This window comes from Dietzia natronolimnaea (genome assembly GCF_002289575.1).
GTDB lineage: Bacteria > Actinomycetota > Actinomycetes > Mycobacteriales > Mycobacteriaceae > Dietzia > Dietzia natronolimnaea_A.
The window spans coordinates 23,321-45,799 of the sequence record NZ_NTGA01000013.1; the positions used below are offsets into that span (position 1 = coordinate 23,321).

General features: G+C 71.5%; 22 protein-coding genes. 8 read left to right on the forward strand and 14 right to left on the reverse strand.

What is annotated here, in order from left to right; translation table 11 throughout:
• Positions 1 to 16: 16 nt before the first annotated feature.
• From CEY15_RS06855 to CEY15_RS06880, 6 genes are all read right to left on the reverse strand, one after another.
• A complete protein-coding gene (locus tag CEY15_RS06855) occupies positions 17 to 655 on the reverse strand; it encodes a dTMP kinase (protein WP_095717820.1) in 639 nt (212 codons plus the stop codon).
• A gap of 11 nt (positions 656 to 666) precedes the next feature.
• The gene (ahcY, locus tag CEY15_RS06860) at positions 667 to 2,133 is read right to left on the reverse strand and encodes an adenosylhomocysteinase (protein ID WP_017836633.1); all 1,467 of its coding nucleotides are present in this window, start codon (positions 2,131 to 2,133) and stop codon (positions 667 to 669) included.
• A gap of 60 nt (positions 2,134 to 2,193) precedes the next feature.
• Complete coding sequence (gene manA / locus CEY15_RS06865; protein WP_017836634.1) at positions 2,194 to 3,435, reverse strand: mannose-6-phosphate isomerase, class I; 1,242 nt, start codon at positions 3,433 to 3,435, stop codon at positions 2,194 to 2,196.
• Between the two features lie 4 nt (positions 3,436 to 3,439).
• Entirely contained in the window at positions 3,440 to 4,534 is a 1,095-nt protein-coding gene (locus CEY15_RS06870; RefSeq protein WP_095717821.1) for a hypothetical protein, read from the reverse strand.
• Complete coding sequence (locus tag CEY15_RS06875; RefSeq protein WP_031264822.1) at positions 4,527 to 5,903, reverse strand: phosphomannomutase/phosphoglucomutase; 1,377 nt, start codon at positions 5,901 to 5,903, stop codon at positions 4,527 to 4,529. The genes CEY15_RS06870 and CEY15_RS06875 overlap by 8 nt, the downstream gene beginning before the upstream one ends.
• Before the next feature lie 106 nt (positions 5,904 to 6,009).
• Positions 6,010 to 6,486, reverse strand: a complete 477-nt coding sequence (locus CEY15_RS06880) for a DUF3499 domain-containing protein (protein ID WP_017836637.1) — start codon at positions 6,484 to 6,486, stop codon at positions 6,010 to 6,012.
• A gap of 235 nt (positions 6,487 to 6,721) precedes the next feature.
• Between CEY15_RS06880 and CEY15_RS06885 the strand changes: the two genes are divergently transcribed.
• Complete coding sequence (locus tag CEY15_RS06885; protein ID WP_031264823.1) at positions 6,722 to 7,174, forward strand: metallopeptidase family protein; 453 nt, start codon at positions 6,722 to 6,724, stop codon at positions 7,172 to 7,174.
• Between the two features lie 54 nt (positions 7,175 to 7,228).
• On the opposite strand, the gene CEY15_RS06890 is transcribed toward CEY15_RS06885, so the two are convergent.
• Positions 7,229 to 7,540, reverse strand: coding sequence for a WhiB family transcriptional regulator (locus CEY15_RS06890; RefSeq protein ID WP_017836639.1), 312 nt, complete (start codon positions 7,538 to 7,540; stop codon positions 7,229 to 7,231).
• Positions 7,541 to 7,800: 260 nt separating this feature from the next.
• Between CEY15_RS06890 and cofD the strand changes: the two genes are divergently transcribed.
• Together cofD and CEY15_RS06900 are read left to right on the forward strand one after the other, a co-directional pair.
• Complete coding sequence (cofD, locus tag CEY15_RS06895; protein WP_095717922.1) at positions 7,801 to 8,865, forward strand: 2-phospho-L-lactate transferase; 1,065 nt, start codon at positions 7,801 to 7,803, stop codon at positions 8,863 to 8,865.
• Positions 8,862 to 10,292 (forward strand): coenzyme F420-0:L-glutamate ligase, encoded by a 1,431-nt coding sequence (locus CEY15_RS06900; RefSeq protein ID WP_245847351.1) that lies wholly within the window; start codon positions 8,862 to 8,864, stop codon positions 10,290 to 10,292. The genes cofD and CEY15_RS06900 overlap by 4 nt, the downstream gene beginning before the upstream one ends.
• A 5-nt stretch (positions 10,293 to 10,297) precedes the next feature.
• Here the strand turns inward: CEY15_RS06900 and CEY15_RS06905 are convergent, their stop codons facing one another.
• Together CEY15_RS06905 and CEY15_RS06910 are read right to left on the reverse strand one after the other, a co-directional pair.
• Positions 10,298 to 11,410: a sugar phosphate nucleotidyltransferase gene (locus tag CEY15_RS06905; RefSeq protein ID WP_176475039.1), complete on the reverse strand. Its 1,113-nt coding sequence runs from the start codon at positions 11,408 to 11,410 to the stop codon at positions 10,298 to 10,300.
• Between the two features lie 81 nt (positions 11,411 to 11,491).
• On the reverse strand, positions 11,492 to 12,370 hold the full coding sequence (locus tag CEY15_RS06910) for a glycosyltransferase family 2 protein (protein ID WP_017836643.1): 879 nt from the start codon (positions 12,368 to 12,370) through the stop codon (positions 11,492 to 11,494).
• 114 nt (positions 12,371 to 12,484) lie between these two features.
• Here CEY15_RS06910 and CEY15_RS06915 point away from each other — a divergent pair, with 114 nt between their 5' ends.
• A complete protein-coding gene (locus CEY15_RS06915) occupies positions 12,485 to 14,044 on the forward strand; it encodes an LCP family protein (protein ID WP_245847353.1) in 1,560 nt (519 codons plus the stop codon).
• 85 nt (positions 14,045 to 14,129) lie between these two features.
• On the forward strand, positions 14,130 to 14,816 hold the full coding sequence (locus CEY15_RS06920) for a TIGR03089 family protein (RefSeq protein WP_095717823.1): 687 nt from the start codon (positions 14,130 to 14,132) through the stop codon (positions 14,814 to 14,816).
• Between the two features lie 138 nt (positions 14,817 to 14,954).
• On the opposite strand, the gene CEY15_RS06925 is transcribed toward CEY15_RS06920, so the two are convergent.
• The 5 genes from CEY15_RS06925 to CEY15_RS06945 form a co-directional block, all read right to left on the reverse strand.
• Positions 14,955 to 16,124 carry an acyl-CoA dehydrogenase family protein gene (locus CEY15_RS06925; RefSeq protein ID WP_095717824.1) on the reverse strand — a complete coding sequence of 390 codons (1,170 nt, stop codon included), beginning with the start codon at positions 16,122 to 16,124 and terminating at the stop codon, positions 14,955 to 14,957.
• Positions 16,125 to 16,325: 201 nt separating this feature from the next.
• Positions 16,326 to 16,838 (reverse strand): 5-(carboxyamino)imidazole ribonucleotide mutase, encoded by a 513-nt coding sequence (purE, locus tag CEY15_RS06930; RefSeq protein WP_017836647.1) that lies wholly within the window; start codon positions 16,836 to 16,838, stop codon positions 16,326 to 16,328.
• Positions 16,839 to 16,882: 44 nt separating this feature from the next.
• The gene (locus CEY15_RS06935; RefSeq protein ID WP_095717825.1) at positions 16,883 to 18,169 is read right to left on the reverse strand and encodes a 5-(carboxyamino)imidazole ribonucleotide synthase; all 1,287 of its coding nucleotides are present in this window, start codon (positions 18,167 to 18,169) and stop codon (positions 16,883 to 16,885) included.
• 22 nt (positions 18,170 to 18,191) lie between these two features.
• Positions 18,192 to 18,755 carry a PH domain-containing protein gene (locus tag CEY15_RS06940; protein ID WP_017836649.1) on the reverse strand — a complete coding sequence of 188 codons (564 nt, stop codon included), beginning with the start codon at positions 18,753 to 18,755 and terminating at the stop codon, positions 18,192 to 18,194.
• Between the two features lie 3 nt (positions 18,756 to 18,758).
• Positions 18,759 to 19,637: a biotin--[acetyl-CoA-carboxylase] ligase gene (locus CEY15_RS06945; RefSeq protein WP_095717826.1), complete on the reverse strand. Its 879-nt coding sequence runs from the start codon at positions 19,635 to 19,637 to the stop codon at positions 18,759 to 18,761.
• A gap of 105 nt (positions 19,638 to 19,742) precedes the next feature.
• Between CEY15_RS06945 and CEY15_RS06950 the strand changes: the two genes are divergently transcribed.
• The 3 genes from CEY15_RS06950 to CEY15_RS06960 all read left to right on the forward strand — a co-directional run bounded on the left by CEY15_RS06950 (position 19,743) and on the right by CEY15_RS06960 (position 22,454).
• Positions 19,743 to 21,392 carry an acyl-CoA carboxylase subunit beta gene (locus CEY15_RS06950; protein WP_095717827.1) on the forward strand — a complete coding sequence of 550 codons (1,650 nt, stop codon included), beginning with the start codon at positions 19,743 to 19,745 and terminating at the stop codon, positions 21,390 to 21,392.
• Positions 21,389 to 21,619, forward strand: coding sequence for an acyl-CoA carboxylase subunit epsilon (locus CEY15_RS06955; protein ID WP_095717828.1), 231 nt, complete (start codon positions 21,389 to 21,391; stop codon positions 21,617 to 21,619). The genes CEY15_RS06950 and CEY15_RS06955 overlap by 4 nt, the downstream gene beginning before the upstream one ends.
• Before the next feature lie 154 nt (positions 21,620 to 21,773).
• The gene (locus tag CEY15_RS06960; RefSeq protein ID WP_095717829.1) at positions 21,774 to 22,454 is read left to right on the forward strand and encodes a Maf family protein; all 681 of its coding nucleotides are present in this window, start codon (positions 21,774 to 21,776) and stop codon (positions 22,452 to 22,454) included.
• The last annotated feature ends 25 nt before the right edge of the window (positions 22,455 to 22,479 follow it).

The window sequence follows — 22,479 nt, forward strand, 5'->3', positions numbered from 1 at the left end:
TCCGGTCTCCGACCGCTCAGTGTCCCGCCACGAGGTCGGCCAACCGTCGCACGTCGGGGTCGACGCCCAGCACCTGCCAGGGCGAGCGCCACCCGGTGGCGGCGAGTCGGCGGTAGATCTCCCCGGTCGCGGCCTGGAGGGCGGCGTCCCTCTCGTAGCGGTCCCGGGTCCGACCCGGGTCCGCCGTCTCGCGGGATCCCGCCCTCTCGGCCGCCAGCGCGACAGGGGTGTCGAGCAGGATCTGCAGGTCCGGGGTCGGCAACCCGAGGCGGTCGAACTCGAGCTCACCGATCCAGCGGAGAACCTCGTCCTGGCGGCCCGGGCCGAGCCGGGCCGCCGTGTACGCGGCGTTGGACGCTACGTAACGGTCGAGCAGGACCACGTCGTGGGAGCTGATCAGGTCGCCCAGCTCGCCCAGCGCCGCGTGCCGGTCCAGAGCGAACAGCAACGCCATCGCGTGCGGCGAGTCGGCGGCGCCGGCCTGACCGCCGTGCAGGGCGTCCGCGGCGAGGTCGGCGTGCAGGGTCCCGTACCGGGGAAAGGCGAGCCGACCGACCGACACGCCCCGGTCGGTGAGCTCACCGACCAGGGCGGTCGTCAGGGTGTTCTTGCCCGCGCCGTCGAGCCCCTCGACGACGACAAGTCGCGCGACCACCGGAAAACGGGTCAGTACCGGTAGTGGTCGGGCTTGTACGGGCCCTCGACGTCCACCCCGATGTACTCGGCCTGGTCCTTGGCGAGCGTGGTGAGGGAACCGCCCAGCGCCTCGACGTGCAGGCGTGCGACCTTCTCGTCCAGGATCTTGGGCAGCAGATGGACCCCGACGGGGTACTGGTCGGCGTTGCTGAACAGCTCGATCTGGGCGATCACCTGGTCGGAGAAGCTGTTGGACATCACGAACGAGGGGTGGCCGGTGGCGTTACCGAGGTTGAGCAGACGCCCCTCGGACAGCACGATGATCGAGCGGCCGTCGTCGTCGAAGACGAACTCGTCGACCTGGGGCTTGATGGTGATGCGGGAGACGCCCTCGGCGGACTCGAGGCCCGCCATGTCGATCTCGTTGTCGAAGTGACCGATGTTGCCCAGGATCGCCTTGTTCTTCATCCGCGTCATGTGGTCGAAGGTGATGATGTCCTTGTTGCCGGTGGCCGTGATGATGATGTCGGCCGACTCGATGGCCTCGTCGACCGTCACCACGTCGAAGCCGTCCATGAGGGCCTGCAGCGCGTTGATCGGGTCGATCTCGGTGACCTGGACACGCGCGCCCTGACCGGCCAGGGCCTCGGCGCAGCCCTTGCCCACGTCGCCGTACCCGCAGACCAGGGCCTTCTTGCCGCCGATGAGGGCGTCGGTGCCGCGGTTGATCCCGTCCAGCAGCGAGTGGCGGGTGCCGTACTTGTTGTCGAACTTGCTCTTGGTCACCGCGTCGTTGACGTTGATCGCGGGGAACGGCAACACGCCCTCGGAGTGGAAGTGGTACAGGCGGTGCACGCCGGTGGTGGTCTCCTCGGTGACGCCCTGGACCGACTCGGCGATGGCCGTGTACTTGCCCGGGTGGGCCGGCACGGACTCGCGCAGCAGCGCGTGGAAGACCTTCTCCTCGGCGGACCAGGCGGGGTCGTCCGACGGCACGGCTCCGGCCTGCTCGAACTCCTTGCCCTTGATCACGAGCATGGTGGCGTCGCCGCCGTCGTCGAGGATCATGTTGGGATCGGCGCCCGGCCAGGTCATGATCTGCTCGGTGCACCACCAGTACTCGGTGAGCGTCTCGCCCTTCCACGCGAACACCGGCACACCCGACGGGGCCTCGGGGGTGCCCTCCGGGCCCACGACGACGGCGGCGGCCGCCTCGTCCTGGGTGGAGAAGATGTTGCACGAGGCCCACCGGACCTCCGCGCCGAGCGCCGTCAGGGTCTCGATCAGCACCGCCGTCTGCACCGTCATGTGGATCGACCCGGCGATCCGTGCGCCGGCCAGCGGCTGCTGCTCCCCGTACTCCTCCCGCAGCGCCATCAGACCGGGCATCTCGTGTTCGGCCAGACGGATCTGCTTGCGGCCCGCCTCCGCCAGCGACAGATCCGCCACCTTGAACTCGACACCGTTGACGGACTGCACGTGCAGATCAGCGGACATGTGTGCGACCAGCTCCTCGTGATTCGTGGAAAGACTCCCGCACCACAGTAGCGGGGTGTTCTACCGGTGCGGCGTCCCCGTCGCCGGACCGCCGACACGGGTGCGGAAGACGGTCGCCCCGTCCACGGCCTCCAGCTCGACCTCCGGAGTCGAGGCGGGCACCCACACCGCGTGGCCGGGCCCCAGTGTCTCCGTGGTCCCGTTCTCCGTCACGCGCACCAACCCGGAGGTACACAGCAGGACCTCCGGGCCGTCCGTGGGATAGCCGACGGGACCGGAGGCGGCGGGGAGCTCGATGCGCGAGAGCGCGAAGTCCGGCTCCGGCGTGGGGTAGTCCATCTCCCCCGGTATCCCACGGTCGGCCCGGACCGGCCGGACCGTGGGGTCCAGCAGGGGGTCGAACGCGAGTACGCGCATCAGCTCCGGGACGTCGACGTGCTTGGGCGTCAGTCCCCCGCGCAGGACGTTGTCCGAGTTGGCCATCACCTCCACCCCCACGCCGCGGAGATAGGCGTGGAGCTGACCCGGTCCCAGGTACACGGCCTCCCCCGGGAGGAGCACCACCCTGTTCAGCAACAGGGCGCCCAGGACCCCCGGGTCCGTGGGGTAGCGCTCGGCCAACTCCACCACGGTCGTGGCCTCGTGCGACCACCGCCCGGCGACGCCTTCCACCGTGAGGTAGTCGACGGCCCCGGCGACGAGGTCCGCCACCACCGTCGCCAGCGCGGTGTGCGGCATTGTCACGAAGGTGGTGAACACTGCACGCAGGCCCTCGGCGTCCGGTTGCCCGTCCAGCATCTCGCGGTAGGGACGAAGCGCGGGGACGTCCAACGCGTCCAACAACTCCACGGTCCGGGCAACGGGCCGGAACCCCACCAGCGCGTGGAACTCCGTCAGCGCCACCAGGATCTCGGGCTTGTGGTTGGTGTCGCGGTAGTTACGATCCGGTGCGTGCAGGGCGATCCCCCGCGCATCCTCCGCGGCGAACCCTTCTCTCGCCCGCTCCGGGGACGGGTGGGCCTGCAGGGAGAGCGCCTGCTCGGCGGACAGGAGCTTGACGAGGAACGGCAACCCTCCGCCGTGCTGCGCGGCCACCCGGGCACCGAGTTCCCCCTCGGGGTCGGCGGCGATCCGTGCGTCCAACCCCCGCCCGTCCGCGCAGAGCGACGAGCCGGAGTCGTGGGCACCGAACCAGTGCTCGGCGACCGGGTGCGGTGCCGGGGAGTGCGTCCCGCACAACTCGGGGAGCGCGGTCCGGGAGCCCCAGGCGTACGCCTGGACGACCGGGCTGAGTGCCACCACGGGTCTAGAGCCCCCCCACCAGGTAATACGCCGCGGAGAGCTCGGTCCGTGCCATGAGCGCGGCCACCCTTCCGCTCAACGGGTCCGGTGCGGCGCCGAGAGTGTCCCGACCGCGATCGGAGATCCACTCGACGTCCACGAGCGGACCCGCGGTCAGGCGGACGAACTCCTCGTCCGCGCTCAACACCATACCGAGGTGCCGGATCGTCCTGTGTTCGCGCTCACCGTCCAACTCGTCATCGTGGAACAGACTCGCGAGTGGGTCTTCGGCGGGCAGGCCTCGCGCGCGCTCGGCCTGGGACCGGACCGCGTCCGAGACGGAGGAGGCCGCCGTGACCCTGCCGGCGTCGCAGAACGCCGCGACCGCGCGGTCGCAGTACGCGGCCGAGACCGGATCGGCGTGGATCCACACGAGCGGGTCCGTGCCGGAGACGGCGGTGGCCAGGAGCTTGGCCGGGTTGACAGGGGTCGCGAGATCGGGTCCCAGACCCTCGAGTTCGACGTCGACGACGTCCGCGGCCACGCCGACGTCCAGTCCCGGCACGCCGAGGGCGGTGAGGACCGCCATCCCCGCGGCCAGGTGGTGCAGGACCCCCCGGTGCGGCGGGAGGTACGGGAGCGGGGAGAGCCAGACGGCACGGCCCCCTCCCGACTCGCCCACGGGTCCTTCCTTCGGCACGTCCACCACGACGACGGCGCCCCTGTGGGCGGCGGAGTCGACGGCCGATGCGAGGTCACGGTCCCCGGCGTCGTCGCCCGATACCAGGACGACGTCCAGGGCCCCGACCCATGTGGGAAGGGTGTGGGCGTGGACGAGCGGCGGGACCGCGGCCCCGCCGACGGTCTCGCAGAGAGCGGCGACCACCCGGGCGGCCTGGCGGGCCCGGTCCGACCGCCCGGTGACCCAGACGAGTGACCGCGGCCGGAACCCCACCAGGCCGTCCAGGGTCCCGGCGTCCACGGCGGTCGCGACCGACCGGAGCTGGGCACCCGCCATCGACGCGTGGAGCAGTGCGCCGGTGGCGTCGGACGAGCGGAGGGCCTCGGCGTCGTCCAGATCGACCCGGCCGGCCCCCGTGTCGCTGGTGAGGTCAGGCACGGACGATCGCGAGGACCTCGTCGACGACCGCGGCGACGCCCTCCCCGGTGGGCGCCTCCGCGTTCAGACGCAGCAGCGGTTCGGTGTTCGAGGCCCGCAGGTTGAACCACGCGCCGTCCCCGAGGTCCACCGTGACGCCGTCGAGCCGGTCGACGGACACGGCGCGGCCGGCGAACGCGTCGATGACCTCCTCCATCCGGGCTACCTGCGCCTCCGCGGAGTCCAGGGTCGAGTTGATCTCCCCCGACGCGGCGTACCGGGTGTACTCCGCCATCACCTCCGAGAGCGGGGCGTCCTGCTCCCCGAGGGCGGCGAGGGTGTGCATGGCCGCGAGCATCCCCGAGTCGGCGCCCCAGAAGTCGCGGAAGTAGTAGTGCGCCGAGTGTTCGCCGCCGAAGACCGCACCGGTGTCCGCCATCTGCGCCTTGATGAAGCTGTGCCCGACCCGGGTCCGGACCGCGACGCCGCCCTTCTCCTCGACCAGTTCGGGGACGGCCCGGGAGGTGATGAGGTTGTAGATGATGGACGCGCCGGGCTCCTTGTCGAGTTCGCGGCCGGCCACCAGCGCGGTGATGGCCGACGGCGCGACGGGCTCACCCCGCTCGTCCACCACGAAGCAGCGGTCGGCGTCGCCGTCGAACGCGAGCCCGATGTCCGCTCCGCTCTCACGGACCAACGACTGGAGGTCGACCAGGTTGGCCGGTTCGAGGGGGTTGGCCTCGTGATTGGGGAAGTTGCCGTCGAGCTCGAAGTACAGGGGCACGATCTCCAGCGGCAGGCCGCTGAGGACCGCGGGCACCGTGTGACCACCCATCCCGTTCCCGGCGTCGACCGCCACCTTGAGCGGGCGGATTGCCGAGAGATCGACCAGTTCACGGAGGTAGGAGCCGTAACCGTCGAGGACGTCACGCTCGGAGACCGTGCCGGCCTCACCGTCGTAGGCGGGCACACCTTCGACGAGCTCGTCGGCGATCGTGCGGAGGCCGGACTCCTGACCGACCGGCTTGGCGCCCGCACGGCAGAGTTTGATCCCGTTGTACCGGGCCGGGTTGTGGCTGGCGGTGAACATGGCGCCCGGGCAGTCGATCATCCCGGAGGCGTAGTAGAGCTGGTCGGTCGAGGCGAGGCCGATCGTCACCACGTCGAGCCCCTGGGAGGTGACGCCGTCGCCGAACGCCCTGGACAGCGCCGGAGAGGAGTCACGCATGTCATGACCCACCACGACGGTGTCAGAACCCTCGGAGCGCATCAGCCGGGCGAACGACGCGCCGACCTCGCGAACGAAATCCTCGTCGATCTGCTCCCCCACGACGCCGCGGACGTCGTAGGCCTTGATGACTGCTCGGATGGACTCGGCGGTGCGTGGCACGTGCTGCTCCAGGGATGAGAGGCGGTCGGACGGTGTCATCAGACGACCCTACCCGCCGGGTTCCCACCCGGCCCGCGCCTCGCGGTCGGGGGCGGCCGGCGGCCGGTCAACCGAGCTCCGGACCCGGCTCCCGGTCCCCGTCGGCGGGCTCCGCGGACGACGTGTCGACACGGTCGGTCGCGTTCGGGACGACCCGCAGGTGGGGGCGGGAGCCGGAGGGCTCGACCGACTCCTCTGCGAGCACCGGGGCGGGGTCCGAGACCCCCAGTCGCCGCAGGCGGTCGGCGTCCACGAGCGCGGCCCCCGCCCGCCGACCGCCGACGGGGCCTCCGGCGACGGCGTCCAGCAGCGCCGTGAGGTCGGAATCCTCCGCCGAGACGTCGATGTCGGGATGGCGGACCAGATCCCAGCCCCGGGGGGCGGTGATGCGCAGGGCGTGCGCCGCGCACAGGTCCCACGAGTGGGGCTCCGAGATCGCCGGGAGCGGTCCGACGACGGCCGTCGAGTCGGCGTAGACATAGGTGAGCGTGGCGACCGCGCGGTTGGGACATCCCGGGCGGCAGCAACGACGGTTCTCACTCACGAGACCCCAGCGTAGTCCCGTCGGGCCGCCTCGTGCGCCGCGACCCGCCGCCACGGTGCCGCGGGCTGTCGGGGGCGGCGGCTACCCTCGCCTCATGACCCCACACGGACCGACCCCCGGTCGGCCGCCCACAGGGAACGCGATCCCGGGCGCCGGACAGAACGACGTGTGCTCGGGCAGCCGGATCTCCGTACGGGACTTCCCGGGAGACCCCGGCCGTCGTGGCCCGCGGGTGGTGACCTCCCGACGTGCCGCGCGACGCGGGCACGGCCCGCGCGGCCCGATCCTGCCGCCGGAGGTCCCCCGGTGGCGGAGCCGCGCCGCCGAGTTCGACGCCGCCGCGCTCGAGGCGTTCGCGGAGATCGACCAGCACTGGCATTCCCGCCTGGTGCACCTGGATCTCGCCGTGGACATGGTGCCGCGGATGCGGCTGAAGCCGGGCGAGACGTGGCCCGAAGAGGTGGTGGCGGACGGCCTGGTGCCGCTCGCCCGCCTGGTCCCGGCGGGCGTCGACCGGGCCGGCCAGCCCACGCGGGCCCGGTTGGTCCTGTTCCGCAGGCCGCTCACCCGCCGCGCGCCGGGCGGGGACGACCTGCGCGACCTCATCTACTCCGTGCTGGTGGAACTGGTCTCACAGCACCTGGAGATCTCCCCCGACGACGTCGAGGCCGGCCCCGGCGAGGACTGATCCGCACGAGCGGACTCGAGTCAGTGGGTGACGCTCACATCAGTGGGGGCACCCTCACATCACGGCGTCACGCTTGATCCGTCGACGTTCGCGCTCCGACAGTCCACCCCAGATGCCGAATCGCTCGTCGTTGGCCAAGGCGTACTCCAGGCACTCCGCCTTGACCTCACATCCCGTGCAGATCTTCTTGGCCTCGCGGGTGGAGCCGCCCTTCTCCGGGAAGAAGGCCTCAGGATCGGTCTGCGAACACAGTGCCCGCTCCTGCCAGCTCTCCTCCTCGTCCTCCACGAAGAGCGCGCCGGTGCCGAGGTCGACCAGGGCCAGTTCGGGTCCCGCTGCGGTGCGTGACTGTCGATCCACGGTCATCCCCTCGTGTTACGTTGCTCGTCGCTCGTGCGTCTGCCCGGCCCCGCGTGCCGCTCAGATACGAATGACACACCTGTGATTACACACATGCGAGTCGTTCAGGTCAAGCGAAATCGGGGATACCTAGCATTTCCGTCCACCGTCAGCCGCAATGACACGCCGGATCCAGTGTGGCGTGGAACACCCTCGCATCGGAGAGGGCGGCCGGAACGCCCGGCCGCCCTGTCCGCGCCGCGACCCCGTCACTACTCTTGGTCGACGTGAGGATCTGTGTAGTGGCCGGTGGCGTCGGTGGCGCCCGTTTCCTGCTCGGCGCACGTCGCCTTCTCGGACTGGACCCTGCTCCCGCGGGTGGGGGAACCCCGCTGCCCGGAGTAGATCCCACACACCGCCTCGACGCGGTGGTCAACGTCGGCGACGACGCGTGGATGCACGGTGTCCGGATCTGCCCCGACCTCGACACCTGCATGTACACCCTCGGCGGGGGCATCGATCCCGACCGCGGGTGGGGTCACGCGGGCGAGACGTGGAACTGCCGCGACGAACTCGCCGCCTACGGCGTCCAGCCCGACTGGTTCGGTCTCGGGGACAAGGACCTGGCCACGCACCTGGTCCGTACGCAGATGCTGGGTGCCGGATACCGGTTGACCGACATCACCGAGGCGCTGTGCACCCGGTGGTCGCCCGGCGTCCGGCTGCTGCCGGTGACCGACGACCGCTGTGAGACGCACGTCGTGGTCCCCGACGGTCCCGACGACGAGCAGGGATCCGGCGAGCGGGCGATCCACTTCCAGGAGTGGTGGGTCCGCCACCGGGCGCAGCTGCCGGCCTCGGCGTTCGTGCAGATCGGCGCCGACGCGGCCCGGCCCACCCCGGAGACCCTCGAGGCCATCGCGGAGGCCGACCTCGTCGTCGTCGCCCCCTCCAACCCCGTGGTCTCCGTCGGCGCGATCCTCGCCGTCCCCGGGATCCGGGCCGCGCTGCGGTCCACCTCGGCGCCGGTCGTGGGGGTCAGCCCCGTGATCGGCGGCGCGGTGCTGCGCGGGATGGCCGACGCGTGCCTCACCGCGATCGGGGTCGAGACCTCCGCCCTTGCCGTGGCCCGCCACTTCGGGGCCCGGTCCGGTACGGGGCTGCTCGACGGGTGGCTGGTGGCCCCCGGCGACGGTCCGGCCGGTGGTGCCGGGGGCGGGGACGGCGAGGTGGACGGTATCGCCGTCCGCGAGGCGCCGCTGCTCATGACCGATCCGGACGCCACCGCTCGGATGGTGGCCGCCGCCATCGACCTGGCCGGACTCGAGGTCCCCGCGCGGGCGGGGCGATGACCGACGACGCCGTCCCCGAGATCCGGCGGTGGGCGGGCGAGCACGCCGCCCCGTCCGACATCCGACTGTGGGCACCGGACGGACTACCGGAGTTCCGACCGGGCGACGACCTCGCCCGGATCCTCGCCGGCGCGCTCACCGACGACCCGAACGGTCTGATTGACGGCGACGTCGTGGTGCTCACCTCCAAGGTGCTGTCCAAGACGGAGGGGCGGATCGTGCCCGCGCCCACCGACCCCGACGAGCGGGACGCCCTGCGCCGCCGACTCGTCGACGAGGAGTCGGTGCGGGTGGTGGCACGGGTCAACCGGACCCTGATCACGGAGAACCGACTGGGCATCGTCCAGGCCGCCGCCGGGGTCGACGGCTCCAACGTGGAGTCCCGCGAGCTCGCCCTGCTCCCTGAGGACCCCGACGGCTCCGCCGCCGCCCTCGCCCGGGACCTGCGCCGACTGACCGGAGTGCGCGTGGGAGTGGTGGTGACCGACACCATGGGCCGCGCCTGGCGCACCGGCCAGACCGACGTGGCGATCGGTGCCGCCGGCCTGCGCGTGTCCGTCGGCTACGACGGAGCCGTGGACCGGCAGGGTAACGAGCTGTTCGTCACCGACGTCGCCGTGGCCGACGAGATCGCCGCGGCGGCCGACCTGGTCAAGGGGAAGCTGGGCGCCCGTCCCGTCGCGGTGGTGCGAGGGGTGGGGCACCTGCTGGTGGATGACGACGACGACCGGACCGATACCCCGAGGCGGGCCCGCGACCTCATCCGGGACAGCGGATCGGACCTGTTCAGGCTGGGCACCGCGGAGGCGCTGGCGCAGGGTCGGGAACAGGGCCGTCGCGAGGCCGTGCCCGGCCGTCGCTCGGTCCGGCGGTTCTCCGACGAGCCCGTCCCCGCGGAGGTGCTCGCCGACGCGGTGGCCGACGCGCTCACCGCGCCCGCCCCACACCACAGCACGCCCGTGAGGTTCGTCCGCGTCTCCGGCGCCGCGCGTCACCGGCTGCTCGACGCACTCCGCGCGGACTGGGAGGCGGACCTGCGGGCGGACGGCCACTCGGGCGACATCCTGGCCCGCCGCCTCGCCCGCGGCGATCTCCTCCGCACCTGCCCCGAGCTCATCGTGCCGTTCGTCGACGACTCGGCCGGCGCCCACGACTACCCGGACCCACGGCGCAACGCCTGCGAGGAGACCATGTTCACCGTGGCCGGTGGCGCTGCCGTCCAGTCGCTACTGATCTCCCTCGCCGCACGCGGACTGGGATCCTGCTGGGTGGGATCGACCATCTTCGCCGCCGACACCACCCGCCGCGAGCTCGCCCTGCCCGCGTCCTGGCGACCCCTCGGGGCGGTGGCCGTGGGAGTCCCGGCCGATCCGGTCGCACCCCGGGCCCCGCGCCCGGCCGGGGACGATTACCTGTCCGTCGAGTAGCGGAGCTACATGTCCGTGGAGTAGCGGATCCCGCCGTCGGGGATCACGACCCCGGGCCACACCCGGGCCCCGCGCAGCAGCTCGCAACGCGCACCGATGTCCGCGCCGTCGCCGATCACCCCGTCGCGAATCAGCGCCCGGTGCCCGATGCGCGCGCCGAAGCCGATGATCGACCGTTCGACCGTCGCCCCGGCCTCGATACGGGCGCCGTCGAAGACCACGGCGCCGTCCAGCCGGGCTCCGGCCCCGATCTCGGCGCCGCGACCGACCACGGTCCCCCCGATGAGGACCGCCCCGGCGCCGACCCCCGCACCCTCATGGACGAGCGCCTCGCTGTGATGACTCTCGAGTGCAGGCGACGGCGCGATGCCGCGGACGAGGTCCGAGGACCCGCGGACGAAGTCCTCGGGCGTGCCCATGTCCCGCCAGTACGCCGAGTCCACGAAACCGTAGACCCGCTTGCCTTCGGCGAGCAGCTGCGGGAAGGTCTCGCGCTCCACCGAGACGGGGACGCCCTCGGGGATCTGCGCGATCAACTCGCGCCGGAAGACGTAACAGCCGGCGTTGATCTGATCGGTCGGCGGGTCCTGCGTCTTCTCCAGGAACTCCAGGACCCGGCCGTCGTCACCGGTCGGCACACAGCCGAAGGCCCGGGGATCGGAGACCCGGACCAAATGCATCGTCAGGTCGGCGTTCCTGGCGTGGTGCAGGTCGAGGATCCGGGTGAGATCGGTACCGCCCAGCACGTCCCCGTTGAACACCATGATCGTCGAGGCGGTGAGCTCGTCCAGAACGTTGCGGATGCCGCCGCCCGTCCCCAGCGGCTCGGTCTCCACCACGTACGTCAGTTCCAGGTCGAGATCGGACCCGTCACCGAAATGCTCCTCGAACACCTCGGCTTTGAACGACGTACCCAACACCACCCGCCGGATGCCCGCCGCCCGGATCCTCGAGAGCAGATGGGTGAGGAAGGGCACACCGGCCGTGGGCAGCATGGGCTTGGGCGCCGAGATCGTCAGCGGGCGCAGGCGGGTCCCCTTCCCGCCCACCAGGACCACCGCCTCGGTGTCTGTGATCGGATCGCGCGGCGCGGCGCCGGTGGGGGTCGTCGAGGTCACTGTCCTGCTCCCGGTGTCGTGGCCCCCGGGCCGCGCGCTGGCGCGGCCCGTCCGGGCCGGTGGTTGGTCTCGTCGTCCGCGTCAGCGAAGGCCACGTCGGGCGGATCGGATCGCGAGTCGGCACCGTAGCGCCAGACCCGCGCGGAGGGCCCAGCGTAACGGGGCCTGCCAGGCATGCGGATGCCTGTCCGCCTGGAACAGGTACGCGCTGCGGTGATGCGCCCGGAGGGTGAACTCCGGCACGGTCCTGGCCGCGTGGCCCTGGTCGTGGTGGATCACCGATGACGGCACGTAGACGTTGTGCCAGCCGGCGCGGCCCAGCCGGTCCCCCAGGTCCACGTCCTCCAGGTACATGAAGTAGCGCTCGTCGAACCCTCCCACCGCGTCGAACGCCTCACGCCGCAGCAGCAGGCACGACCCGGACAACCACCCTGCGGTCCGCTCGGAATCCATGTCGGCGTCATCGAGATAGCGGGCGGTCCACGGGTTGCCGGGCCACACCGGGCCCAGCAGCGCGTGACCGATCCCGGCGCCGAGGCTCGGCACGGCGCGGGCCGAGGGATACACGGACCCGTCCGTCTCGGCGATCATGGGGCCGAACGCCGCCGCCCGGGGCCACCGCTCGGCGGCGTCCAGCAACGCGTCCACCGATCCCGGCTCGAACCACACGTCCGGATTGACGACCACCACGAACTCCTGGTCGAAATCGGCCGGTCGCCGGGAGATCTCGGTCACGGCGCGGTTGATCGCGGTCCCGTACCCCAGGTTCCCTCCCGTCGGGAGGAACTCGGCGAAGTCGTGCGCGGCCGCCGCGGCCTCGGGCGCGCCGTCGGTGGAGCCGTTGTCCGCCATCACCAGCGCCACCGGCCGCGTCGTGGACCCGGGCAGGGTCTCGACGAATCGGCTCAGATGGTCGCCGGGCGAATAGGTCACCGTCACGACGGGCAGTCGGGTCGTCACCCGCAACACCCTACGACGCCGCACGCCGATTCCGACGCCCGGCGCGCGGCGCGGTACCGTGGGGGAATCTTCGGCGGCCTCGCGCGGCCCCCGATTCGACGACAAGGACGGTGGATGAGCGCCGAGGTACCAGCGACGCCCCGGCGCGCACCCGCCCCGGGGCGGGGCCGGCGCCACGCGACCCCCTCGCGTCCGGTGGGATCGCGGATCGCCCGCGCCCTCGCCGCCCTCGTCTCCGTCTTCTGCCTCCTAGTCACCGGTGTGGGCTGGTCGCTGTTCAACGGTCTGAGCTCCGACCTGTCCTCGGCGGGCGGCCTCGAGATGGGGGACGGCGGGCTCGACGGCGCCGTCGACATCCTCCTGGTCGGCACGGACAACCGGACCGACGCCCAGGGCAACGCGCTGAGCCAGGAGGAGCTCGCGACCATCCGGACCGGCGAGGACGAGGGTGAGAACACCGACACCATCCTGCTCATCCGAATCCCGGAGGACGGGAGCTCGGCGACCGCCATCTCCATTCCGCGGGATGTCTACGTGGAGACCCGGGAGATCGGGGGCAGCAAGATCAACGGGGTCTACGCCGGGTACAAGCAGACCTACCTGGACCGCGCCGCGGCCGAGGCCCCCGACGGCGCGCCCACCGAGCAGGACCAGCGGGACGCCGTCCAGGCCGGCCGCAACGGGCTGATCAACACCATCCGGGATCTCACCGGCGTGCAGGCCGACCACTACGCGGAGATAGGCCTGCTGGGATTCGTGCTGCTCACCGATGCCGTCGGCGGCGTCCCGGTGTGCCTGAACGAGGACGTCGACGAACCGCTCTCCGGGGCGAACTTCCGGGCCGGGGTCCAGACGGTGTCCGGCTCCGACGCCCTGAGCTTCGTGCGGCAGCGGCACGACCTGCCCGCAGGCGACCTCGACCGGATCGTCCGCCAGCAGGCGTTCATGTCCCAGCTGGTCAAGAAGACCCTGTCCGCGGGCACCCTCGCCGACCCGACGAAGCTCGGAGCGCTCGTCGACGCGGCCCGACGCTCGTTCGTCATCGACGAGAACTGGGACTTCGTCGACTTCGCGATGAAACTGCAGGACATCAGCGGCGGTAACGTCCGTTTCGAGACCATTCCGGTGACCAGTATCGACTCCTTCACCGAGTGGGGCGAGTCCATCGTCACCGTCGACCCCGACCAGGTCGCCGAGTTCGTCGGCGGATTCGCCAGTGCCGATGACGCGGAAGAGGACCAGGACCAGACCCCGACCGGCACGCCCGGCGTCGACCCCGCGGCCCTCACGGTGTCGGTGGTCAACACGACGGCGATCGACGGGCTCGCCGCCCGGGTCTCCGGTTCACTGTCCGAACTCGGGTACGGCGTCGGGGACCTGCTCACCGATCCCGCCGCCGCCTACACCTCGCACGTCGCGGCGGGATCGGCTGACGACCCCGCCGCGTTCGCGGTCTCCGATGCACTCGGCGGACTGCCGGTCCAGGTGGATCCCGCGGTGCCGCCCGGAGCGGTCCGCGTGGTGCTGGCCGAGGACTACAGCGGTCCCACGGGGGATGCCACCGCGACCGAGTCCTACTCCCCCGAGACCACCGACTACGCACCTCTGCCACCCTCGATCGCACAGCGTCCGACCTTCGACGCCGGCGGCTCGGACGTTCCCTGTGTGAATTAACCGCCGTGTGAATTAGCCGCTGTGTGAATTAGCCGCTGTGTGAGTTGACCGAACCTCGCCCGAACGACCAGCCGGAGGACGCCCCGTGACCACCGCCGCAGACACCGTGCTCCAGCCACTACTCGCGGCGGACCCTGGTGCGCCCCTGGTCACCCACTACGACCTCGCGGCACCGTCGCGGATCGAGCTGTCCGTGGTCTCCACGGCCAACTGGGCCGCCAAGATCGCCGGTCTGCTGCGGGACGAGGTCGCCGTGGCGCCCGGGGACGTGGTGGTGTGCGACCTGCCTGCCCACTGGCTCACCGCCGGGGTCCTCCTCGGCGCCTGGTGGGCCGGGGCCGAGGTGCGGACCGGGCCGGCCGAGGACGCCGTGGCGGTGATCACGACCGCCGACCGCCTGGACCGCCAGCCCGCCGACGTCGAGACACTGCTCATGACCACCGACCCGATGGGCCGGCCGTTGGGCGCGGCGGGCGTGGCCGTCCCCCCGGGGGTCATCGACCTGGCCGAGTCGTGCCGGATACACCCGGACGCGTTCGTCCCCTCCGGGCGTGGGCAGTTCGCGCTCGACGGCCGGATGGTGGAGGACCTGGCGGACCCGACGCTGGCCGGCCGGGCGCTCGTCGCCGGCCGCGAGCGAGACGACGCCCTCACCGTGCTCGCCCGGGTCTTCGCCTCCGGCGGCTCCGCCGTCCTCGTCACCGGTTCAGACGCGGATGCGCCGGGCGTCGCCGACGTGGCCACGACGGAGCGGACCACTCTCACCCTCTGACCGGGTCGCCCCCCGGACGAGAAGATCCGCCACCCACGCGCCGGATCCGCTCCCTGCGAGGGGTAGCGGATCCGAACTCGCGAGCGGCGGATCGGCGGGGTTCGGTGCTCAGGCCCGCCCGGCTCAGGCCAGCCCAGCTCAGGCCAGCAGCTGCCGCGCCATGACCATGCGGTTGATCTGGTTGGTGCCCTCGTAGATCTGGGTGATCTTGGCATCGCGCATCATGCGCTCGACCGGGAAGTCACGGGTGTACCCGGCGCCACCGAAGAGCTGCACCGCGTTGGTGGTGACCTCCATCGCGACATCCGAGGCGAACGTCTTGGACGCCGCGGCCATAAAGCCCAGTTTCTGTCCGCCCGGTGCACTGCCGCGCTCGGCGTTGGCGGCGGCGGTGTACACCATCAGGCGCGAGGCCTGGACCTTCATCGCCATGTCGGCAAGCATGAACTGCGTGTTCTGGAAGTCCGAGATCGCCTTGCCGAACTGCTTGCGTTCCTTGGTGTAGGCGATCGCCGCGTCGAGGGCGCCCTGCGCCAGACCCACGGCCTGGGCACCGATGGTGGGGCGGGTGTGATCCAGCGTCTGCAACGCCGTCTTGAATCCCGTGCCCGGCTCGCCGATGATCCGGTCACCGGGGATCCGGACGTTCTCGAAGTACAGCTCCGCGGTAGGTGAGCCCTTGATCCCGAGCTTCTTCTCGGTCTTGGACACACCGAAGCCCTCGTCGTCCGCGTGCACCATGAACGCGGAGATCCCGCCGGCGCCCTTCTCCGGGTCCGTGACCGCCATGACGGTGTACCAGGTGGACTTGCCACCGTTGGTGATCCACGCCTTGCCGCCGTTGAGGATCCAGTCGTCACCGTCCTGGCGGGCGCGCGTGCGCATGGCGGCGGCGTCGGACCCCGCCTCGCGCTCGGACAGCGCGTAGGAGGCCATGGCGCCCTCGGCGATCCCGGGCAGGACCTTCTGCTTGAGGTCCTCGTTCCCGGCGAGGATCAGGCCCATGGTGCCGAGCTTGTTGACGGCGGGGATCAGCGACGAGGAACCGCACACGCGCGCGACCTCTTCGATGACGATGCAGGCGGCGACGGAGTCCGCGCCCTGTCCGCCGTACTCCTCCGGCACGTGGACGGCGTTGAACCCCGAGGCGTTGAGGGCGTCGAGCGCCTCCTGCGGGAACCGCTCGTTCTCGTCGACGTCCGCGGCGTGCGGCTCGATCTCCTTCTCCGAGAGCGCGCGGATCGCGGCGCGGAGCTCCTCGTGCTCCTCCGCGGGCTGATACAGGTCGAAGTCGGGGTTACCGGACATCTGCGGTCCTCCAAGAGGGAATCGTCGGTATTGATCGCGCGGCGGACACCGTCCGGGGGCCCTCCCGGCGATCCCGACGGCGCGCCTTCTCCGTCGTTCTCGCCGCGGGGTCTGACGTGCCGCGCCCGACCACCCAAGTTACCAGTCGGACACCGCCCCCTTGCCCGGGCGGCGGGGGCTCAGCCGAGCAGGCTCCCGGACTCAGCCGAGCAGCCTCTGGCGGAGCGCGGCGTCCTTGCGCTCGACCATCGCCTCCAGATCGGCCTGGAAGTGCTCCATCCGCGACCGGAGCTCCGCGTCGGAGGCGGCGAGGATCCGGACCGCCAGGAGCCCGGCGTTGCGCGCACCGCCTATCGACACGGTGGCCACGGGCACCCCGGCCGGCATCTGCACTATGGACAGCAGCGAGTCCATCCCGTCGAGGTGCTTCAGGGGCACCGGCACACCGATGACCGGCAGCGGAGTGGCGGAGGCGACCATTCCGGGCAGGTGCGCCGCACCCCCGGCGCCCGCGATCACCACCCGGATGCCCCGCCCCGCCGCCGAGCGGGCGTAGTCCAGCATCTTCTGCGGGGTCCGGTGCGCCGAGACCACCCCCACCTCGAAGGGGATCCCGAACTCGGCCAACGCTTCCGCGGCGGCCTCCATCGTGGGCCAGTCCGAGTCGCTGCCCATGATCAGACCGACCTGCGGTCCACCGGAGGGTGTGGTCATTGCGATGCCTTTTCGTCGAGTAGAGATGCCGAGGAGAGATGGGGTCAGCGGTCGAAGTCCCCGACCGGCGGCCCCGTGTGGGGGTCCCAGCCGTCAGCCCATTCCCCGTGGGAGAGCCAGTGGGCGGCGTGTTCGGCCACCGCGCGCACCGTGGCCACCTGGTCGGGGTCATCCGGGTCGATACCGGGGTCGGCGAGCACGTTGACGTGTCCGATCTTGCGTCCCGGCCGCTCGGACTTGCCGTAGAGGTGGACCTTGGCGTGGGGGAACCTGGCCCCGAGGTGGTGGACCCGCTCGTCCATGCTCATCGCGGGCGTCTCCGCCGCGCCGAGGACGTTGGCCATCACGGTCACGGGGGCGGTCGGGACGGTGGATCCGAGCGGATAGTCGAGAACGGCCCGCAGATGCTGCTCGAACTGACTGGTGGTGGCTCCGTCCATGGTCCAGTGCCCGGAGTTGTGCGGGCGCATGGCCAGTTCGTTCACCAGCACTCCCGGGCGACCGTCGGCGCCGATGACCTCGAAGAGCTCGACCGCCATCACCCCGGTCACGTCGAGGTGCTCCGCCAGGCGTAGAGCGGTGGCCTGGACCGCGGACCGGAGATCGTCGGGCAATCCCGTGGCGGGTGCCACCACGACAGCGCAGATGCCGTCCCTCTGCACCGTCTCCACGACGGGCCACACCGCCCCCTGGCCGAACGGCGAGCGGGCGACGAGCGCGGAGAGCTCCCGGGTCCACGGCACCCGCGCCTCGGCCATCATCGGCACTCCGGCGTCGAGCTGCTCCTGCGCGATCCGCTCGGCCTGCTCGACCGACTCCGGCATCCACACGCCACGGCCGTCGTAGCCGCCGCGCGCGGACTTGAGGACGATCCGCCCCTGCTGCTCGTCATGGAAGCGCCGCACGTCCTCGACCGAGTCCACGGCCGTGAACGGCGGGACGGGTGCGCCGATCTCGGCGAGCGCCCGTCGCATGACCAGCTTGTCCTGGGCGTGGATGAGCGCCGAGGCCCGGGGCCGGACCGCGACCCCGGCGGACTCGAGCTCCACCAGGATCTCCGGGGGGACGTGTCCGTGGTCGAAGGTCATCACGTCGGCGCCGGCCGCGACACCGCGGACCGCGTCGGGGTCGTCGTGGGCGCCGATGACGACGTCGGGCGTGACCTGTGCCGCCGGGTCCTGCGGGTCGGCGGCGAGCACGCGGAGGGTCTGGCCGAGCGCCACCGCCGACTGGTGTGTCATGCGGGCGAGCTGTCCACCCCCGATCATCGCCACGACGGGCGAACCGAGTGGATTGCGGCGGATGCGCGAGTCGTCGTTCACGGGGTCCATGTTCTCACGTGCGGGCGCCGGGTCACCGACGCCCCGGCAGGCCCCAGCGGAAGCGCGGCGGGGCGACGGACGGCCCGGGCGGGGGGACGGGAGGCAGCCGGAGCAGTTCGTCGTAGACCGCGGCGTGGACGCCCGCCACACCGGGGACGTGGTCGATCTCCACCGGCGGCAGGTGCCCGCACTCGAGGATGAGGCACCCCGTGCCCAGAGCCCGGTCGGTGAGCGTGTGCCGGAACCGCACCGCACTGATCCGACGCAGTGGCACGTCGACACACCGTCGGGTCGACCCCGCCGGCCGGTAGAGCACCCGCTCGTCGGTCACCACCAGATCGGTGCGCGCCCACCGCAGCGCGGGCCACAGGCCGAAACGCAGGACCACGAGGAGGTAGACCCCGGCGACCATCGCCCAGGTGGCGGCGCGGTCGCCGGCGTGGACGACCTGCGTCTCGATGAAGCCCCCGGCGATCCCGGCGAGACCGGCGCCGATCACCGTCACCAACCCGGGACGCACGAGCGCCCGCCAGTGCGGGTGACTGTGGACGATCAGCGTCTCCCCCGGCGCGAGAACCGAACGGACGAACCCCACGGGTCAGCCGCCCCACCGGTCGTCGGCGGGGCGGACGTGGGTGACGTCCCCGGCGGCCACGGCCACCTCTCCCTCCGGGGTGACGACGACGAGGCGGCCTTCCCTGTCGACACGATCGGCCCGACCGGTCCGGACGACGTCCCCCGGAAGCAGGACGCGGACCTCTGCTCCGAGCGTCGAGCAGGCGCCCGAGTACTCGGCCAGGAGCTCATCCGAGATGGACGATCCGCTCCCCCTCTCGCATCCGCGCCACTGTTCGTGCCGGCGTGCCAGGGCCTCGAGGACCGCCCGCGCGACGGCGTCGCGGTCGGTGGTGCCACCCGCGAGGGCGAGCGAGGTGGCGTGCGGGATGGGCAGCTGTTCCCGGGTGAGCGTCACGTTGATCCCCAGACCGACCACCAGCGCCGGGAGCCGCAGGTTGAAGTCTCCCTCCGTGGGCACGGTCGTCATCTCCGAGAGGATCCCCGCGATCTTGCACCCGTCGACGAGGACGTCGTTCGGCCATTTCAGGGTGGCGTCCACCCCGCCCGCGGCCAGCAGACCATCGCGGACCGCCAACCCCGTGACCAGTGGAAGCCAGCCGAACAGGGCGGGGGAGACCGCGCCGGGACGCAGCAGGACGCTGAGCGCCACCTGCGTCCGCGGCGGCGCCGTCCACGTCCGTCCGAGTCGCCCCCGACCAGCGGCCTGGTACTCGGCCAGGAGCACACTGCGGTCCGGGGCACCCTGGACCGCCCGCTCGATCGACTCGGCGTTGGTGGACCCGGTCTCCTCGAGCACCTCGAGCGAGGTGTAGGGCGCGTCCGGCGTCCCGACCAGCGCACGCCGCAGGGCGTCGGCGTCGAGTGGGCGCGGGGATCCGGGTCGGGTGTCTGCGTGCACGAGGACCAGAGTAGGTCCGAACCCCGCCCGACGGCGGCGCCGGTGCGGGGCAGTATGCCGGGTCACGTCGTCACGCATCCGGCCGAGTCGTTAGAGTCTTACAACATGACGACTGCCTCAGAACCGGACGTGAGTGACGACGTCCCGACCGACGCTGCGACGCCCGACATCCACACGACCGCCGGGAAACTGTCCGAACTGCGTCGGCGCCTCGACGAAGCCCGCGCCCCGATGGGACAGGCCGCGATCGACAAGATGCACGACAAGGGCCTGATGACGGCCCGCGAGAGGATCGAGAACCTTCTCGACCCGGGTTCGTTCGTCGAGATCGACGCCCTCGCCCGCCACCGCGCCACGACCTTCGGCCTGGCCGAGCGTCGGCCGCTGGGGGACGGTGTCATCACCGGTTACGGCACCATCGACGGCCGCAGCGTCTGCGTGTTCTCGCAGGACGCCACCGTCTTCGGCGGCTCGCTCGGAGAGGTCTACGGCGAGAAGATCGTCAAGGTCATGGACCTGGCGCTCAAGACCGGACGCCCGATGATCGGCATCAACCACGGCGCCGGTGCCCGCATCCAGGAGGGTGTGGTCTCCCTCGGTCTCTACGGCGAGATCTTCCACCGCAACGTCCAGGCGTCCGGGGTGATCCCCCAGGTGTCCCTGATCATGGGCCCCTCCGCCGGCGGGCATGTCTACTCCCCCGCCCTCACCGACTTCACCGTGATGGTCGACAAGACCTCGCAGATGTTCGTCACCGGCCCGGACGTCATCAAGACGGTCACCGGGGAAGAGGTCACCCAGGAGGAACTGGGGGGTGCCACCACCCACATGACCAAGTCCGGTGTCTCCCATTACACCGCGAGCGACGAGCAGGACGCCCTCGACTACGTCAAGGACCTGCTGTCCTACCTCCCCAGCAACAATCGTGCCGAGGCCCCCCGGTTCCCGGTCCCGCCGACCGAGGGAGCGATCGAGGACAACCTCACCCTGGAGGACCACGAGCTGGACACGATCATCCCGGACTCCTCCAACAGCCCGTACGACATGCACGAGGTCATCTCGCACATCGTCGACGACGGCGAGTTCCTCGAGACCCAGGCGCAGTTCGCCATGAACGTGATCGTGGGCTTCGGCCGGGTCGAGGGCCGCAGCGTCGGCGTGGTGGCCAACCAGCCCACCCAGTTCGCCGGCTGCCTGGACATCAAGGCGTCCGAGAAGGCCGCGCGCTTCGTCCGCACGTGCGACGCCTTCAACATCCCCATCCTCACCCTCGTCGACGTCCCCGGCTTCCTCCCGGGAACCGGGCAGGAGTTCGACGGGATCATCCGCCGCGGGGCCAAGCTGCTGTACGCCTACGGTGAGGCCACCGTCGGCAAGGTCACGGTGATCACCCGCAAGGCCTACGGCGGGGCCTACGACGTCATGGGCTCCAAGCACATGGGCGCGGACATCAACCTGGCGTGGCCGACGGCCGAGATCGCCGTGATGGGCGCGTCGGGGGCCGTGGGGTTCGTCTACCGTGACCAGCTCAAGCAGGCCGCGGCCAACGGCGAGGACGTCGACGCGCTGCGCCTGAAGCTCCAGGCCGAGTACGAGGACACCCTCGTCAACCCGTACGTCGCCGCCGAACGCGGGTATGTCGACGCCGTGATCCCGCCGTCGCACACCCGCCTGCAGGTGGCCCAGGCACTCCGCCTCCTCGACCGTAAGGTCGTCGAGGTTCCCGCCAAGAAGCACGGGAACATCCCGCTGTGACCGCGGAGAAGAAGCCCGCCGCCCCGTTCTTCGAGGTCGTGCGCGGCAACCCCACCGCGGTCGAGGTCGGCATCCTGTCCGCCGTCCTGGCGACCGCGCAGGGCAACGCCGTCCACGAGGGGGAGTTCCCCACGGGCATCAAGGACGACTGGGGTTCCTACGAGGAGCGACTGCGGCCGCCGTTCGGGTACAACCCGACGTCGTTCCTCAACCGCCGGCAGTACTGAGTCCGACCCACCCTGGCGCCACCACACAGCCGCCCCTGGCCCTGCACGCCCGCGCGCACCGGAGCGCCGGCACGAGTGCATCGACGGGGGCGGCTGCGGTATCTGCGCCTCCTCACCACCGCCCACACTCCGGGGCCGTGGCTACGCTGGGCCCATGATCAGAGTCGTCCTCGCCTCCGCCTCCCCGTCCCGCCTGCGGATCCTCCAGCAGGCCGGCGTCGACCCGCTCATCCGCCACCCTCGGGTCGACGAGGACGCGCTCCAGGCCGCTCTCCCCGAGGGGACCCCGCACGTACGTGTGGTGGAGGAACTGGCCCGGGCCAAGGCGCAGGACGTCCTCGACCGTGAGGGGGAGGCGCTCGCGGACGAGGCCCGGGCGTCCGGCGCCGACACCCTCGTCGTCGTGGGCTGCGATTCGATGCTCCTGGTCGACGGCCGACTCGAGGGCAAGCCACACACCTACGAACGGGCGATGGCGCGGTGGCAGAAGATGCGCGGGCGTCACGGGGTCCTCATCACCGGACACGCCGTCGTGCTCGCCGACCTCACCGGGGACGGACCCCTCGTCGTCACCGGGCGAGAGACCGACACCTCCGACACCACCGTCCACTTCGGCGCCCCGTCGGACGCCGACCTCGACGTGTACCTCCGCACGGGCGAGCCCCTCGAGTGCGCGGGCGCCTTCACCATCGAATCGCTCGGCGGGTGGTTCATCGACCGGATCGACGGCGACCCGTCGAGTGTCATCGGACTCAGTCTTCCGCTGTTGCGCCGCCTCCTCGAAGACGGCGGGATCCACGCGCACCAGGTGTGGCGGCCTGAGCTTCGCACCTGAACAGCAGGTCAGAGAGGCCGAGTCC

Bases quoted from the DNA above. Each gene is read 5' to 3' on its own strand.
- CEY15_RS06900 (WP_245847351.1), top strand. From the start codon at position 8,862: ATGACCGACGACGCCGTCCCCGAGATCCGGCGGTGGGCGGGCGAGCAC.
- ahcY (WP_017836633.1), bottom strand. From the start codon at position 2,133: ATGTCCGCTGATCTGCACGTGCAGTCCGTCAACGGTGTCGAGTTCAAG.
- purE (WP_017836647.1), bottom strand. From the start codon at position 16,838: ATGACCACACCCTCCGGTGGACCGCAGGTCGGTCTGATCATGGGCAGC.
- CEY15_RS06935 (WP_095717825.1), bottom strand. From the start codon at position 18,169: ATGGACCCCGTGAACGACGACTCGCGCATCCGCCGCAATCCACTCGGT.
- CEY15_RS06950 (WP_095717827.1), top strand. From the start codon at position 19,743: ATGACGACTGCCTCAGAACCGGACGTGAGTGACGACGTCCCGACCGAC.
- CEY15_RS06925 (WP_095717824.1), bottom strand. From the start codon at position 16,124: ATGTCCGGTAACCCCGACTTCGACCTGTATCAGCCCGCGGAGGAGCAC.
- CEY15_RS06960 (WP_095717829.1), top strand. From the start codon at position 21,774: ATGATCAGAGTCGTCCTCGCCTCCGCCTCCCCGTCCCGCCTGCGGATC.
- CEY15_RS06890 (WP_017836639.1), bottom strand. From the start codon at position 7,540: ATGACCGTGGATCGACAGTCACGCACCGCAGCGGGACCCGAACTGGCC.
- CEY15_RS06915 (WP_245847353.1), top strand. From the start codon at position 12,485: ATGAGCGCCGAGGTACCAGCGACGCCCCGGCGCGCACCCGCCCCGGGG.